Genomic DNA, 14,658 nt, shown 5'->3' on the forward strand with positions numbered 1-14,658 from the left:
TCGCGGCCAGTCCCTTTTTTGGGCTGGCCACTGGCGATGCAATACCGCTCAATCCTATGGCTGTGCCGCGTACCCCGGAATTCGTTCGCGCCGGATTTGTAAACTGGAGATTCAATCATGAACACCACGTTGACCTCACCACTCGCGCCCAACCCGCGGCGTATAACACAACGCACCCGAGGCCACGGCCACGGCCCGATCACCCGGCTGATGAGCCCTTCCGACCTGGGCCAGGTGATTAAACCTTTCGTATTCCTCGATCTGTTCGAGGCGGATCAGCGCACCATGGCAATGCTGGCCAACATGCCGCTGCATCCGCATTCAGGCATAGCCACCGTGACCGTGCCGCTCGAAGGCGCTTTTCACTACGAAGATCCTGCCAGCGGCGCTGTCGGGACGCTCGGCTATGGCGCAGTGGAGTGGGCGCGTGCCGGCGGTGGGATGTGGCACGGCAAGGAATTATCCGCCACGGATACACCGCGCATCCAGGGATTCCAGCTCTGGCTGGCCCTGCCCGCCGAACTGGAAAACGGTGAACAGGAAAGCCGTTATATCGAAGCCCGGAACATGCGCCAAATCGGGCCGGCGCATATCATCGTCGGCAACCATGAAGGCGTGCAAAGCCCGGTGCCCGCGCAGGAAGGCATCAATTACTTGCTCGTCACCCTCAAACCCGGCGAAAGCTGGACTTACCTCCCGCCAGCCAAGCATTCGGTCGGCTGGCTCGCGCTGGCCAAAGGCCGGCTCAGCGCAGACGCGCCTATCAACGCGGGCGAGATGGTGGTATTCGAACCGGGGGAAATGTCCATTGTGCTTGAAGCATCCGGCAATGAAGATGCCGTATTCGTTCTCGGCTCAGCCGTGCCTCACCCGTATCCGCTGCACCTCGGCGCCTATTCGGTACATACCTCAGCATCCGCGCTGGAAGCCGGCGAACGTCGCATCGCCGAACTGGGGCGCAGACTTAAAGAGGCCGGCGAGCGGCGTACGGCCTCGGGTACGATCCCCGTCTTTCGATGACGTTGATGATGGGATCACAATCTGCGACGAACGATCCAGGGCAGGCTACTCACATGCGCCGACGCATCCGGCCGTTCGCTGGCGGTGCAACGTGATATTATCGCCCCACTCCCTTCAGTTGCCGGATAAGGATCCCGCATGATCGTCAACTGCGACCACGACAACCTCGACGCCTGGCTGGCGCTACGCGCGGCGCTGTGGCCCACTTGTCCGTTGGAAGAGCACCGCGCGGAGATGCGCGAAATATTGGCTTCGCCGCACCACACCGCGTTTATGGCGCGGGGGCTGGACGGCGCTTTCGTTGGCTTTGCCGAGGTCGCGCTGCGCCACGATTACGTCAACGGCTGCGAATCGTCGCCGGTGGCGTTTTTGGAAGGGATTTACACCGTCGAACGCGCCCGCCGCCAGGGCTGGGCGGCGCGTTTGATCGCGCAGGTGCAGGAGTGGGCGAAGCAACAGGGGTGCAGCGAGCTGGCGTCGGATACCGACATCGCCAATCTGGACTCCCAGCGCCTGCATGCGGCGCTGGGCTTTGCCGAAACGGAACGGGTGGTGTTTTACCGCAAAACGCTGGGCTGATCAGGCAATCTTGCTTTGCCGCTGATGCGCCAGCTGCTCGGCGCGCAGCAGGATCTCCTGCAGATCGTCCTCATCGATATCGAACAGATCCCCCTCCATCAACGCCTCGTGCAGATCGGCGCGGGTGATGGAAACGGCATCGATCGGCAGATTGGCCGGCTTGGCCTCCGCCGGCGCCAGCGCGTGCGGGTAGCGCCGCCCGGCCAGGTTATTGAACAGAATGGCCAGCGCCGCCAGCAGCACCGAGTTCAGCAGCACCGGGTACAACACGAAGTGGTAGCCCATCTGATGAATGCCGGGGCCGCCGAGGATGGCGGTCAGCGCCACCGCGCCGCCGGGTGGGTGCAGGCAGCGCAGCTTGAACATCAGGCCGATGGCCACCGCCGCCGCAACGCCGCAGGCCAGACCCGGATCGGGGATCAGCAGACCGGCGCTCACGCCCACCGTCGCCGCCAGCGCATTGCCGCCGACGATCGACCAAGGCTGCGCCAGCGGGCTGTTCGGCACGCCGAACAGCAGCACCGCCGAAGCGCCCATCGGCGCGATAAACCACAGGTTCACCTCGCCCAAAATAAAGTGGCTGATCCAGCCGGCGAGCATCAGCCCCAAACCGGCGCCAACGCTGGAAATCAGCATCTCTCGTTTGCCCACCGCCAGCGGGTGCGGCCACAGGCGCGCGCATCCCACTTTCACTCGTTCTATCCACTGCGTCTTCATGTTACCCAATACGGCTCAATTCACGTGTTGGCAACAAATATATCACATCATCCTGAAGGAGCTCACGGCGCCGTAAACCGCGCCGCCCAAGAACTTTTAGGCTAACAGATTGATTTTTAGCCTCCCCTCGACAATGATGAATGTTCCCCCCTTAACCCCGAGGAACCGCCGATGTCTCAACCGATCACCGAGCTTTATACCGACAGTGAATTTTTCAGCCCGTACGCCATGTCCGCCTTTGTCGTGCTGACGGAAAAAGGCATTCCGTTCACCGTGAAGCCGGTGGATCTGGCGAAAGAAGAGAACAAAGAGGCAGCCTACGCGGCGCTATCGCTCACCCGCCGGGTGCCGACGTTGGCGATCGGCGAGTTCCAGCTCTCGGAGTCTTCGGCGATCGCCGAATACCTGGAAGACATCCACCCGGCCCACGCCGTGTACCCGCGCGACGTGAAGCTGCGCGCCAAGGCGCGCGAGATCCAGGCCTGGTTGCGCAGCGATCTGCTGCCGATCCGCGCCGAGCGCTCGACCGAAGTGGTGTTCAACAACGGCAAGTTCCCGCCGCTGTCCGAAGCCGCGCAGGAAGCCGCGCGCAAGCTGATCGCCGCCGTGGAAAAGCTGTTGAGCCACGGGCAGGATAATTTGTTCAGGGAGTGGTGCATCGCCGACACCGATCTGGCGCTGATGCTCAACCGGCTGGTAATGCACGGCGATCCGGTGCCGGAGCGCGTGCGCCACTATGCGCACAAGCAGTGGCAGCGCCCGTCGGTGCAGGCCTGGCTGGCGTTGTCGGAAAAACGGCGCGCCTGAGGAAAAAAATCGGCGGCCACGACGCCGCCGTTCTCAATGCCGAGAAACAACATCACTGCTTGAGGGAAGGCAAATCACCATCCAGAGGGCAGATAGCCTAACAATGAAGCGATGGCGTACACCGCGCTGGCCAGGTACAGCAACACAATGCTGATCTGCAGCAGCGGATGCGTGATCCAGTTGCACTGCCAGCGTGGGGTTTGGTCGCCGTGTTTGCGCGCGCCGCGCAGGATCAGCATCGGCATGATCGACAGGATCACCCCGCTGAACACCCCGGCGAAGTAGAGCGCGTTGACGAACGACACCAGCCCGCTGTAGGCCAGCGCGAACGGCGGCACCACCACCAGCAGCAGCACGCCGAAGCGGCGCAGCGGCAACTCGTCGTTGCCCAGCCGGAACTTGTCGAAGATATTGGTCAGGAAGCTGCCGCCCAACCCCCAGTACGAGGTCAGCATCGCGCACAGCGCGAAGATGTTGGCGGAGAAGAACGCCCACTGCCCCAGCGCCTGGCCCCAGGAAATGGTGGCCACATCGGAGATGTCATCCAGCCCGCTGAGCGCGATCACCGACATCGGCACCGCCGCCAGCAAAATGAACGTCACCACCATGCCGACGATGATCGCCTTCGGCAGCTGCTCCGGCTTATCGGCAAAGCCGCGCGCCATCTCCGGCACGATGTACTGCGCCGAGAAGCAGAACACCACCACGTTGAACACCGGCACCATATAGCGCCAGTCGCCGTCCAGCAGGTTGCGCATATGAGTGGTGTCTTTCAGCAGCGTCGCCGCCACCAGCGCGGTCAACATCACCACCATGCCGATGCTGATGAACTTCTCGCCGCGGCCGATCGCTTTCAAACCGAGATAGAGCACGCCGGCGGCGGGTACGAAGAACAGCAGGCTGCCCAGCGCCGGCGAGATGCCGAACAGCGATTGCAGCAGCTTGCCGCTGCCGGTCATGTAGGCGGTAAGCGCCCCGACGCTGTTGACGCACACCGAAGCGAACATCAACCAGGCGCCCAGGCCGCCGACGTAGCGCTTCGCCAGCCCGCTCAGCTGCAGATGCGCGCGGGTGCGCAGCGTGGATTCGGCAACGTACAGCATGGTGATGGTGGTCAGGCTCCCCACCAGCACCAGCCAGAACAGCAGCGGCAGGAAACCCGCCTTGCTGGAGGCATAGGCGATGGAGAGCACGCCGGCGCCGATGTTGGTGCCGACGATCATCGCCACCCCTTCGAGGAAACTTAACGATTTGGCGGGTGCAGGTGCTCGCACCCCGGCGGCAAGCGCCGGAGAAACAGAGATATTATCAGACATGCATCATCCTTTATCGCCCGGCGACGCTGGCCGCCGGGATGGGTTAACGTCCTGACGCTCAACGGCTCACATCGATACACAGGTATTTCAGCTCCAGATATTCTTCTATCCCGTAGCGCGATCCTTCACGCCCGAGCCCTGACTGTTTCACGCCGCCGAACGGCGCCACTTCGTTGGAAATCAGCCCGGTGTTGATGCCGACCATGCCGTACTCCAGCGCTTCCGGCACTCGCCACTGGCGCGCAGCGTTCTGCGTGAACAGATAGGCGGCCAGACCGAATTCGGTGTCGTTGGCCATGGCGATGGCTTCCGCCTCGTCATGGAAACGGAACAGCGGCGCCACCGGCCCGAAGGTCTCTTCTTTGGCGAAGCGCATCTTCTGCGTCACGCCGGTCACCACCGTCGGCTGGAAGAAGGTGCCGCCCAGCGCGTGCGGCTGACCGCCGGTGGCGATCTGCGCCCCTTTGATCAGCGCGTCGTCGATGTGGCTCTGCACCTTCGCCACCGCATCGCTGTCGATCAGCGGCCCCTGAGTGGTACCTTCCTGGCTGCCGTCGCCGACTTTCAACTGCTCGACCGCCGCCACCAGCTTCTCCGCCAGCCGCTCGTAGATGCCGTCCTGCACGTAGATGCGGTTGGCGCACACGCAGGTCTGGCCGCTGTTGCGGAACTTGGAGGCCATGATGCCCGCCACCGCCGCGTCCAGATTGGCGTCGTCGAACACGATGACCGGCGCATTACCGCCCAGCTCCAGCGACAGTTTCTTGATGCTCGGCGCGCACTGCGCCATCAGGATGCGGCCGACCTCGGTCGAGCCGGTAAAGCTCAGCTTGCGCACCACCGGGCTGTCGCACAACACCTTGCCCACCTGCGCCGCTTCCCCAGTCACCACCTGCAACACGCCGGCGGGAATGCCGGCGTCCTGCGCCAGCTTGGCCAACGCCAGCGCGGTCAGCGGCGTTTGCTCGGCCGGTTTGACGATGATGGTGCAACCGGCCGCCAGCGCCGGCGCCACCTTGCGGGTGATCATCGCCGCCGGGAAGTTCCACGGGGTGATGGCCGCGCACACGCCGATCGGCTGCTTCACCACCACCAGGCGCTGCGAAGCCTGCGGCGCCTGCAATACCGCGCCGTCCACCCGCTTGGCCTCTTCGGCGAACCAGGTGATGAACGACGCGGCGTAGGTCACTTCGCCGCGCGCTTCCGCCAGCGATTTGCCCTGCTCGGCGGTCATCAGCTGCGCCAGATCTTCCTGCGCGGCCAGCACCTTATCAGCCCAGGCCAACAGCAGCGCGGAACGCTGCTTGGCGGTCAGCTGTTTCCAGTCGTTTTGCGCCCGCTGCGCCGCCGCGATCGCCTGTTGGGTTTCCTCTTCGCTGACCAGCGGAATGCTGGCCAGTTCGGCACCGGTGGCCGGGTTGATCACCGCTTCGCGCTTGCCGCTCAGGGCGTCGCACCATTCGCCGTTGATCAGACACTGGCTGCGCAACAGCTCGGGATTGTTCAATTTCATGCCGTTCGCTCCTTAGTGGGCCAGCGCGCGGGACAGGATGCCCATCGCCTTGGTGAACTGATCGTCCGGGATAGTCAGCGGGTAGAGGAAGCGGATCACGTTGCCGTTCACGCCGCAGCTCAGCAGCAGCAGCCCTTCCTCCATCGCCTTCTGCTGCACCTGACGGGTGATCTCCGCCGAAGGCTTGCCGGTAGCCGGATCGTTGAACTCCACCGCCACCATCGACCCCTGCGCGCGCACATCGGCGATCGCCGGGCTGGTTTTGCGCGCCTGCTGGAGCACTTCCACCAGGTGCTGACCCAAGCGCTGAGCGCGCTGGCACAGTTGCTCCTCTTCAATCACGTCCAGCACCGCGTGCGCGGCGGCCACCGCCAGCGGGTTACCGGCGTAGGTGCCGCCCAGCCCACCCGGCGCCGGCGCGTCCATCACCTCGGCGCGGCCCGCCACCGCCGACAGCGGCATGCCGCCCGCCAGGCTTTTCGCCATGGTGATCAAATCGGGCTTAACGCTGTAGTGTTCCATGGCGAACAGCTTGCCGGTGCGGGCGAAGCCGGTCTGCACTTCGTCGGCGATCAGCAGAATGCCGTGCTGGTCGCACAGCGTGCGCAGCGCCTGCATGAAATCGGCCGGCGCCACGTTGAAGCCGCCCTCGCCCTGCACCGGCTCCAGCACGATCGCCGCCACCTGCTTGGGATCGATATCCGCTTTAAACAGGCGGTCCAGGCTGTTCATCGCGTCTTCGGTGGTCACGCCGTACAGCGCGTTCGGGTACTGGCCGTGGAACACCGAGCCGGGGAATGGGCCAAAGCCCAGTTTGTAAGGCGCCACTTTGCCGGTCAGCGCCATGGTCATGTAGGTGCGGCCGTGGAAACCGCCGCCGAAGGTGATCAACCCCGGGCGGCCGGTGTAAGCGCGGGCGATCTTCACCGCGTTTTCCACCGCTTCCGCGCCGGTGGTGAAGAAGGCGGTTTTACACGGACCGGCGATCGGCGCGCGCTGGTTGATGCGCTCCGCCAGCGAGACATAGCTTTCGTAAGGAACGATCTGATAGGCGGTGTGGGTGAAGGCCTGCAGCTGCTTTTCAATCGCGGCGATCACCTTCGGGTGACGGTGGCCGGTGTTCAGCACGGCGATCCCCGAGGCGAAGTCGATCACTTCTTTGCCTTCCACATCCCACAGCGTGGCGTTCTCTGCGCGCTCGGCGTAAAAACCACACATCACGCCCACTCCGCGCGGGGTGGCGTCCTGACGGCGTTGGTTCAATTCTGCGTTTTTCATGCTGTTCTCTCCGGTCGGTGCCAGTTACACGTTTCGTTCACATTCGTGAAACAATGCCGTTTATTTACACAGGATGTGGCCCTATAATCGAGTGCCAGTTACGAATAATTGAGGGATCCAATTGCGCTCATTGAGTGGTGATCTGTTGCTGCAGCGCCTCGGCGAACAGCCCGATGACAAGCTGCACAAGCGGCTTTACAACGCGATCCGCACCAGCATTCTCGACGGCAGCCTGCCGCCCTCCAGCCGCCTGCCCGCCTCGCGCGACCTGGCGCAGGAGCTCAGCCTTTCACGCAACACCGTGTTAACCGTTTATGAACAACTGTTGGCAGAAGGCTACGTGTCGGCGCGCGCCGGCAGCGGCACCTTCGTCGCCGACACGGTGCCGGACAGCTGCCTGTCCACCGGCGGCGCCCCGGCGGACGGCAGCGGGCAACCGCGGCGCGTCGACCTGTCGGAGCGCGGCGCCACGCTGCTGCACCACGCCAGCGCCAGCCCCAAACAGTGGGGGGCATTCATTCCCGGCGTGCCCGACGTCAACGCCTTTCCTCATCAGCTGTTCAGCAAGATCCAGGCGCGCCTCAGCCGCCGCCCGGCGCCGCAGCGGCTGACCTACAGCAATCAGGGTGGCAGCCCGGAACTACAGCATGCGTTGGTGGAGTATTTGCGGGTGGCGCGCTCGGTACGCTGCTCGCCGGAACAGATCCTGATCACCGAGGGCATCCATCAGGCGATCGATCTGGTGACGCGCATGTTGTGCAATCCGGGGGATGACGCCTGGATCGAAGAGCCGGGCTATTGGGGGATCCGCAATATCCTGCGCATCAATGCGCTGAACATCTGCCCGCTGGCGGTAGACGAGGCCGGGCTGGTGCCGCCGGAGCAGCCGACCAACCCACCGCGGCTGATCTTCGTCACCCCGTCGCACCAGTATCCGCTCGGCTCGGTGATGAGCCTGGCGCGCCGCCAACGGCTGCTGGCGCTGGCGCGCAACGCCGGCGCTTGGATCGTCGAGGACGACTACGACAGCGAATTCCGTTTTTCCGGCCAGCCGATCCCGGCGTTGCAAGGGCTGGAAGCCGACGCGCCGGTGATCTATATCGGCACCTTCAGCAAAACGCTCTACCCGGCGCTGCGCCTCGGCTATGTGGTGTTGCCGCCGCCGCTGGTGCAGGCGCTGAAAACCGCCCATGCCGAGCTGTACCGCGGCGGGCACCTGCTGATCCAAAGCGCGCTGGCGGAGTTTATTCAGGCGGGGCACTACACGGCGCATATCCGCCGCATGCGGTTGCTGTATGCCCGGCGGCGCGCCTTCCTGACCGGGTTGATCGAACAACATCTCGGCAAGCAGGCGCTCAGCGAATTCAACAGCAACGCCGGCTTGCACCTGATCCTCAACCTGCCGGACGAGGCCGACGACGTGGCGATCGCCGCCGCCGCCGGCGCGCGCGGGGTGCTGGTGCGGCCGCTGTCGCGCTACTATATGCAGCCCAACCGCCGGCGCGGCCTGCTGATGGGCTTTGCCTGCGTGCCGGAAGAGCAAATGGCCGCCGCCTTCACCCAGCTGCTGGCGTGCATCAACGCCCCGCACTAGGTCAGATCGCCGCCCGCCTGCCTCACCAGGCCTGAAGCCGCCAGCCGTCCGCTTGCCTGTTCAGGCGGTGCGTCGGCCTCAGCGCCTGCAGGAAGTCTTCGTCGTGCGACACCACCAGCATCGCGCCGGGGAAATCCGCCAGCGCGGTTTCGATCGCCAGCGACGACGCCAGATCCAGGTGGTTGGTCGGCTCGTCGAGCAACAGCAGCTGCGCCGGTTGTCGCCGCCACAGCGCGCAGGCCAGCGCCGCCTTCAAGCGTTCACCGCCGCTCAGCGAGCCCAGCGGCAACGCGATGCGATCCGCGCCAAGCTGCAGCTGCGCCAGCCGGGTGCGCAGCGCCCCTTCCGCCAGCGGCGAATCCTGTAGCCCCAGATGTTCCATCACCGACAGGCCCGGATCGAGCTGCGACAGGGTTTGATCGAGGTAGGCCGTCGACAGCGGGCAATGACAATGGCCGGAAAGCGCCGCCAGCTGCCCGAGAAGAGTCTTCAGTAAGGTGGATTTTCCGCAGCCGTTGGGGCCGGTCAACGCCACGCGCATCGGGCCGTCGATCCGCAAATCTAGCGGCGGCGCGCTGACGAACGGCAGTTGCAGCCGCTCGAGCACCAGCACCTGCTTGTTCGCGTTCACTTCACTGCCCGGCAGCGCCAGCAACACCGGCGGTTCCTCCTCCACCCGCTGATAGGCTTCACGCACCGCCGCATCGAGGCTGTCGCGCCGATCCTGATGCTGTTTGCGCAGCGTGCCTAGGCTCTCCTTCGCCGCCGACTTGTAGGCCACCCGTTCGAAAGAGGCGATATTCAGCGTATCGACGACGCGCAGCGTTTGCGCCGAGCGCCGCTGGCTCATGTCGTGCTCTTTCTGTTGGCGAGCGCGGGTGCGGCGGCGCTCCTCGCGCGCATGCTCCAGATCGGCGCGCGCCGCCTGCTGCTCCGTATCGCGCTGGCGCCGGTAGTCCTCATAGTTGCCGCCGTAGCTGCGCAGCGCGCCGGGCGTCAGTTCGACGATGCGCTCCATGCGCCCCAGCAGCTGCCGGTCATGGCTGGCGATCAACAGCCCGCCCCGCCACTGATCCAGCTGCTGATACAGCCAGGCGCGGCCGGCGCTGTCGAGGTGGTTGGTCGGTTCGTCCAGCAGCAGAAAATCCGCCTCGCCGAGCAAGGCGCCGCACAGCGACGCGCGCATCCGCTCGCCGCCGCTCAGCGAACTGGCGGATCGCAACGGATCGAAGGCCGGCAACCCGGCGGCGGCAAAGGCGTTTTGCAGACGATCGTGAAGATCCCAGCGCCCTTCCAGACGATCGATATCGTCCGTCAACGGCCGCCCCTGCTCGAGACGCGCCAGCGCGGCGAACACCTCACCGTAGCCCAGCAGCTGCGCCAGCGTAGTGTGCGGCGCGATCTCCGGCTGCTGCGCAACGTAAGCTACTGCGGCATGAGATTCAACGTGTCCATTGCCCGGCAGATCCAATCCGGCGATCAGGCGCAGCAGCTGGGTTTTGCCAACGCCGTTGCGCCCCACCAGGCCGCAGCGCGACCGATCAAAAGCGAGATCCAGCGGGCCGAACAGCGTTTCGCCGTCAGCAAATTGGCAGGTCAGTTGATGTAAAACGAAATAAGGGGACTGCACTAAATGAGCCATAAGCACTCCTGAATGAGATCAAAACATCCCCACAGGGCGCGAGAGCGCACGGCGTGGGACCAGATATCAACAGGCGTGGTTGTTCATTTTCGGTTATGGCTCCGCAGAGAGAAGGAATTTGCAACGCGTAAAGGCTAACCGATCTTTTGTTCGTTATGCAAACAGAGTCTGAGATTCATGACATCTATCACATTCAGCGCAACGCAGATTCCCAAGCGGCGCGACAACGGCTAGATTTATCTCATCCGACCACTTGTGTTCACATAATTATAACAACGGGCCCCGATTTCACCCGATGGAGAGTGCAATGAGCAATTACCCTCACCTGCTGGCGCCGCTGGATCTCGGCTTCACCACCCTGAAAAACCGGGTGCTGATGGGATCGATGCATACCGGCCTGGAAGAGCTGCCCGACGGCCCGCAGCGCCTGGCCGCGTTCTATGCCGAGCGCGCCGCCGCCGGCGTGGCGCTGATCGTCACCGGCGGCATTGCCCCGAACGAACAGGGCGTGGTGTTTCGCGGCGGTTCGCTCCTCAACAGCGAGGCGCAATTGCCCCACCACCGCCCGGTGACTGAAGCCGTCCACCGGGCGGGCGGCAAAATTGCGCTGCAGATCCTGCACACCGGCCGCTACAGCTATCAACCCAAGCTGGTGGCCCCTTCCGCGCTGCAGGCACCGATCAACCCGTTTACGCCGAGCGCGCTCAGCGAAGCGGAGATTGAGCAGACTATCGCCGACTTCGCCCGCTGCGCGGCGCTGGCGCAGCAGGCTGGCTATGACGGCGTTGAGGTGATGGGATCCGAGGGCTATCTGATCAACCAATTCTTGACGACGCGCACCAACCAGCGCGACGACCAATGGGGCGGCAGCTTCACCAATCGCATGCGCTTCGCCGTCGAGACCGTCAGGGCGGTGCGCCAGGCGGTGGGCCCGGAATTCATTTTGATCTACCGGCTATCGATGCTCGACCTGGTGGAAGACGGCTCCAGCTGGCAGGAGATCGAGCAGCTGGCGCTGGCGATCGAACAGGCGGGCGCCACGATCATCAATACCGGCATCGGCTGGCACGAAGCGCGTATTCCGACCATCGCCACCATGGTGCCGCGCGCCGGATTCAGCTGGGTGACCCGCAAGCTGATGGGCAAGGTCAGCATCCCGCTGATCACCACCAACCGCATCAACGATCCGGCGGTGGCCGAGCAGGTGCTGGCGGACGGCTGCGCCGATATGGTGTCGATGGCACGCCCGTTCCTCGCCGACGCCGCCTTTGTGCAGAAAGCCGCCGAAGGGCGCGCCGACGAGATCAATACCTGCATCGGTTGCAACCAGGCCTGTCTCGACCAGATCTTTGAAGGCAAGCTGACTTCCTGTCTGGTCAACCCGCGCGCCTGCCGTGAAACCGAAATGCCGCTGACAATGGCGGAAAAGCCGAAAAAACTGGCGGTGGTCGGCGCCGGCCCCGCCGGGCTGGCCTTCGCCACCACCGCCGCCAGCCGTGGTCATCAGGTGACGCTGTTCGACGCCGCCGAGCAGATCGGCGGCCAGTTCAACATCGCCAAGCAGATCCCCGGCAAGGAAGAATTCCATGAAACCCTGCGTTACTTCCGCCGCCAGCTGGCGCTGCGTGAAGTGACGGTCAGGCTGGGCGTCAAGGTCGAAGCGGCGGATTTAAGCGAATTCGATGAGGTGATCCTCGCCTGCGGCATCGTGCCGCGCACCCCGGACATCCCCGGCATCGGGCACGCCAAGGTGCTGAGCTATCTGGACGTGCTGCGCGATAAAAAACCGGTCGGCCAGCGGGTGGCGATCGTCGGCGCCGGCGGCATCGGCTTCGATACCGCCGAATACCTCAGCCAGCACGGCGTGTCCAGCAGCCTGGATCAGGCGGAATTCAACCGCGAATGGGGCATCGATGGCCGCCTTGAACAGCGCGGCGGGCTGGCGGCGCAAGGCCCGCAGGCGCCGCGCGCCGCCCGGCAAATCTACCTGTTGCAGCGCAAAACCAGCAAGGTGGGCGAAGGCCTGGGCAAAACCACCGGTTGGATCCACCGCGCCAGCCTGGCGATGCGCGGCGTGAAGATGCTCAACAGCGTCAGCTATCGGCTGATCGACGACGAAGGGCTGCACATCACCCGCGCCGAGCAAGACAGCTGCCTACCGGTGGACACGGTGGTCATTTGCGCCGGGCAGGAACCGCGCCGCGAACTGCAGCAACCACTGCTGGCGATGGGGAAAACCGTGCACCTGATCGGCGGCGCCGACGTGGCCGCCGAGCTGGACGCCCGCCGCGCGATCGATCAGGGTACGCGGTTGGCGATGGCGCTGTAAAAAAGGGGCGCCCGGCGCCCCTGATATTGATGACAAACCTCATCCCCATGCCGGGTTGGCAGAGAGCAGCGAATAGAGAACAAGGAAAATCAATTTATTGATTTTCGGCTGATATCCACAAAGGGGGAAAAACCACGCTTTTTCCCCCTTTGTCTACAGCCTGAGGGGCGCCCGGCGCCCCTTGTTATTCACGCTCAGCGACGCGCGCCGGATTTCACCGCTCTAAGGATCACGAACTTCTTGTTCGAGGCCACCAGCGTGCAGTTGCCGAACAGGCGCTTGAGCTTCTGATGGTAGTCGAGGTGACGGTTGCCGACGATGCGCAGTTCGCCGCCCACCTGCAGGCAGCGCTTGGCGTCGCAGAACATCTGCCAGGCGGTGTGATCGGTAATGGCGTGTTGCTGGTGGAACGGCGGGTTGCACAGCACCGCCTGCACGCTTTCACGCTCGATGCCTGCCAGCGCGTTGTTCACCTCAAACTGACAGCGGTCCAGCTCTTGCGGCAGGTTGTGCTCCACGTTCAGCTCGCTGGAGGCCACCGCCATGTAAGATTCATCGACGAAGGTCACCTGCGCTTCCGGGTTTTGCGCCAGCGCCGTCAGGCCAATCACGCCGTTGCCGCAGCCCAGATCGACGATATGGCCGTTCAGGCCGCGCGGCAGATGTTCCATAAACAGGCGCGCGCCGATATCCAGGCTGCCGCGCGAGAAGACGTTGGCGTGGTTATGGATAAGCCAATCGGTGCCGTCCAGCGTCCAGTCGGTGGTTTCCGCCGCCGCCGGCGGGACGATATCCGCCGCCTGGCAGAAGATCAGACGCGCTTTCTTCCACGCCAGGCTGGTGCGCGTCGGGCCCAGCACTTTTTCAAACAGCTGCATCGTCGAAGTGTGCACGTCGCGCGCTTTGGCGCCGGCGACGATCAGCGTGTCTTCGGTCACGACGTGGCGCAGCGCGCGCAGCTGCTGTTCCAGCAGCGCCAGCGCTTTCGGCACGCGAATCAGCACCACCGCCGGCGCCGCCGGCAGCTCGGCCAGGCTGTCCAGCAGTGTGACCTGCTCAGGATCCAGACCGTTGAGTTTGAGGTTGTGGCGCGTCGCCAGCTGGCTCATGTACGAGTCGCTGACGCTGTAAGGGCGATGCGCGTGCAACGCACAGGCCAGGGTGCCGAAGTTATCGTTGAAAATCAGCACCGGGCGGCCGCCGATATCTACGTTTTCAAGCTGTTGCAGCAGATATTCGTCCGCCGCTTCCCACGCCTGCAGTTGGGTGGATTCTTCCTGTTGGGGATAACGCTCCAGCTCAAGTTGCTGTGTTCCCAGATCGAGTTGGCTCATTGCCCCTCCTGACTGATAAAATTTGGGCTGTTTATCCCCTAAAAACGCCCGTCAGTAAAATGTTTTTTCGGATAAATTGCGTATTGCGCCGCGTATCTGAAAACCCGCGTCCCTTTTCTCCTTTAACAACATTAACCTTTCCCTCCCAAGCACCCATGTCGACGTTTTTTTAACCTGACGAGGTGTAACTTTAAATGTTACACTGCCAGTCCCTATGGAAGGGGGAAAGCATGATTAAATCTTTCCGCGATCGCTATCTGGAGCAGTTCTATCTGGAAGGCAAACGCAGCCGTCTGATCCCCGGCGTGCTCGAGCGGCAGTTGGCCAGAAAGCTCGATATATTGGCCGCCGCGCAGCAAGAGCGTGATTTGCATCACCCCACGGGTAACTATTACAAGCGGCTATCCGGGCCATTTCAGGGATGGTCAAGTCTGCACGTCAATATGCACTGGCGGCTGATGTTCCAGTGGCGGCATGATGCCGCTGAAAAAATTTACCTCGATCCTCACCAAGATACCTGAACGAGGGG

At 63.6% G+C, this 14,658-nt stretch carries 12 protein-coding genes; 6 read left to right on the forward strand and 6 right to left on the reverse strand.

The window, feature by feature from the left end:
- Positions 1–117: 117 nt before the first annotated feature.
- Together GT753_RS16655 and aac(6') are read left to right on the forward strand one after the other, a co-directional pair.
- Complete coding sequence (locus GT753_RS16655) at positions 118–1,020, forward strand: pirin family protein (protein ID WP_160125781.1); 903 nt, start codon at positions 118–120, stop codon at positions 1,018–1,020.
- 138 nt (positions 1,021–1,158) lie between these two features.
- Positions 1,159–1,599 (forward strand): aminoglycoside 6'-N-acetyltransferase, encoded by a 441-nt coding sequence (gene aac(6') / locus GT753_RS16660; protein WP_021505085.1) that lies wholly within the window; start codon positions 1,159–1,161, stop codon positions 1,597–1,599.
- Here aac(6') and GT753_RS16665 read toward each other — a convergent pair whose 3' ends face one another.
- Positions 1,600–2,316, reverse strand: coding sequence for an HPP family protein (locus GT753_RS16665; RefSeq protein ID WP_015379141.1), 717 nt, complete (start codon positions 2,314–2,316; stop codon positions 1,600–1,602).
- Positions 2,317–2,487: 171 nt separating this feature from the next.
- Here GT753_RS16665 and yfcF point away from each other — a divergent pair, with 171 nt between their 5' ends.
- The gene (gene yfcF / locus GT753_RS16670; RefSeq protein ID WP_004937171.1) at positions 2,488–3,123 is read left to right on the forward strand and encodes a glutathione transferase; all 636 of its coding nucleotides are present in this window, start codon (positions 2,488–2,490) and stop codon (positions 3,121–3,123) included.
- A gap of 74 nt (positions 3,124–3,197) precedes the next feature.
- On the opposite strand, the gene GT753_RS16675 is transcribed toward yfcF, so the two are convergent.
- From GT753_RS16675 to GT753_RS16685, 3 genes are read right to left on the reverse strand one after another with little or no spacing between them, the layout of a single operon-like run.
- On the reverse strand, positions 3,198–4,439 hold the full coding sequence (locus GT753_RS16675; protein WP_031300237.1) for an amino acid permease: 1,242 nt from the start codon (positions 4,437–4,439) through the stop codon (positions 3,198–3,200).
- A gap of 58 nt (positions 4,440–4,497) precedes the next feature.
- Positions 4,498–5,952, reverse strand: coding sequence for an NAD-dependent succinate-semialdehyde dehydrogenase (locus GT753_RS16680; RefSeq protein ID WP_015379143.1), 1,455 nt, complete (start codon positions 5,950–5,952; stop codon positions 4,498–4,500).
- A gap of 12 nt (positions 5,953–5,964) precedes the next feature.
- Positions 5,965–7,230, reverse strand: a complete 1,266-nt coding sequence (locus GT753_RS16685; protein ID WP_015379144.1) for a 4-aminobutyrate--2-oxoglutarate transaminase — start codon at positions 7,228–7,230, stop codon at positions 5,965–5,967.
- A gap of 121 nt (positions 7,231–7,351) precedes the next feature.
- Here GT753_RS16685 and GT753_RS16690 point away from each other — a divergent pair, with 121 nt between their 5' ends.
- Positions 7,352–8,824, forward strand: coding sequence for a PLP-dependent aminotransferase family protein (locus GT753_RS16690; RefSeq protein WP_015379145.1), 1,473 nt, complete (start codon positions 7,352–7,354; stop codon positions 8,822–8,824).
- A 22-nt stretch (positions 8,825–8,846) separates the two neighbouring features.
- Here the strand turns inward: GT753_RS16690 and GT753_RS16695 are convergent, their stop codons facing one another.
- Positions 8,847–10,466, reverse strand: a complete 1,620-nt coding sequence (locus tag GT753_RS16695; RefSeq protein WP_015379146.1) for an ABC-F family ATP-binding cassette domain-containing protein — start codon at positions 10,464–10,466, stop codon at positions 8,847–8,849.
- A gap of 307 nt (positions 10,467–10,773) precedes the next feature.
- Here GT753_RS16695 and GT753_RS16700 point away from each other — a divergent pair, with 307 nt between their 5' ends.
- Entirely contained in the window at positions 10,774–12,795 is a 2,022-nt protein-coding gene (locus GT753_RS16700) for an FAD-dependent oxidoreductase (protein ID WP_015379147.1), read from the forward strand.
- Positions 12,796–12,989: 194 nt separating this feature from the next.
- Here the strand turns inward: GT753_RS16700 and rlmG are convergent, their stop codons facing one another.
- A complete protein-coding gene (gene rlmG / locus GT753_RS16705; RefSeq protein ID WP_015379148.1) occupies positions 12,990–14,129 on the reverse strand; it encodes a 23S rRNA (guanine(1835)-N(2))-methyltransferase RlmG in 1,140 nt (379 codons plus the stop codon).
- A 230-nt stretch (positions 14,130–14,359) separates the two neighbouring features.
- Between rlmG and GT753_RS16710 the strand changes: the two genes are divergently transcribed.
- Entirely contained in the window at positions 14,360–14,650 is a 291-nt protein-coding gene (locus GT753_RS16710; protein WP_041922289.1) for a type II toxin-antitoxin system RelE/ParE family toxin, read from the forward strand.
- The last annotated feature ends 8 nt before the right edge of the window (positions 14,651–14,658 follow it).

Origin of the sequence: Serratia sp. Z4 (assembly GCF_009900725.1) — a bacterium.
GTDB classification, from domain to species: Bacteria; Pseudomonadota; Gammaproteobacteria; order Enterobacterales; family Enterobacteriaceae; genus Serratia; species Serratia nematodiphila.

What these genes read in the sequence shown, in the direction of transcription:
- GT753_RS16700 (WP_015379147.1), top strand. Translation starts at nt 10,774, where the DNA reads ATGAGCAATTACCCTCACCTGCTGGCGCCGCTGGATCTCGGCTTCACC.
- GT753_RS16675 (WP_031300237.1), bottom strand. Translation starts at nt 4,439, where the DNA reads ATGTCTGATAATATCTCTGTTTCTCCGGCGCTTGCCGCCGGGGTGCGA.
- GT753_RS16680 (WP_015379143.1), bottom strand. Translation starts at nt 5,952, where the DNA reads ATGAAATTGAACAATCCCGAGCTGTTGCGCAGCCAGTGTCTGATCAAC.
- GT753_RS16685 (WP_015379144.1), bottom strand. Translation starts at nt 7,230, where the DNA reads ATGAAAAACGCAGAATTGAACCAACGCCGTCAGGACGCCACCCCGCGC.
- GT753_RS16695 (WP_015379146.1), bottom strand. Translation starts at nt 10,466, where the DNA reads ATGGCTCATTTAGTGCAGTCCCCTTATTTCGTTTTACATCAACTGACC.
- rlmG (WP_015379148.1), bottom strand. Translation starts at nt 14,129, where the DNA reads ATGAGCCAACTCGATCTGGGAACACAGCAACTTGAGCTGGAGCGTTAT.
- GT753_RS16665 (WP_015379141.1), bottom strand. Translation starts at nt 2,316, where the DNA reads ATGAAGACGCAGTGGATAGAACGAGTGAAAGTGGGATGCGCGCGCCTG.
- GT753_RS16710 (WP_041922289.1), top strand. Translation starts at nt 14,360, where the DNA reads ATGATTAAATCTTTCCGCGATCGCTATCTGGAGCAGTTCTATCTGGAA.
- GT753_RS16655 (WP_160125781.1), top strand. Translation starts at nt 118, where the DNA reads ATGAACACCACGTTGACCTCACCACTCGCGCCCAACCCGCGGCGTATA.
- yfcF (WP_004937171.1), top strand. Translation starts at nt 2,488, where the DNA reads ATGTCTCAACCGATCACCGAGCTTTATACCGACAGTGAATTTTTCAGC.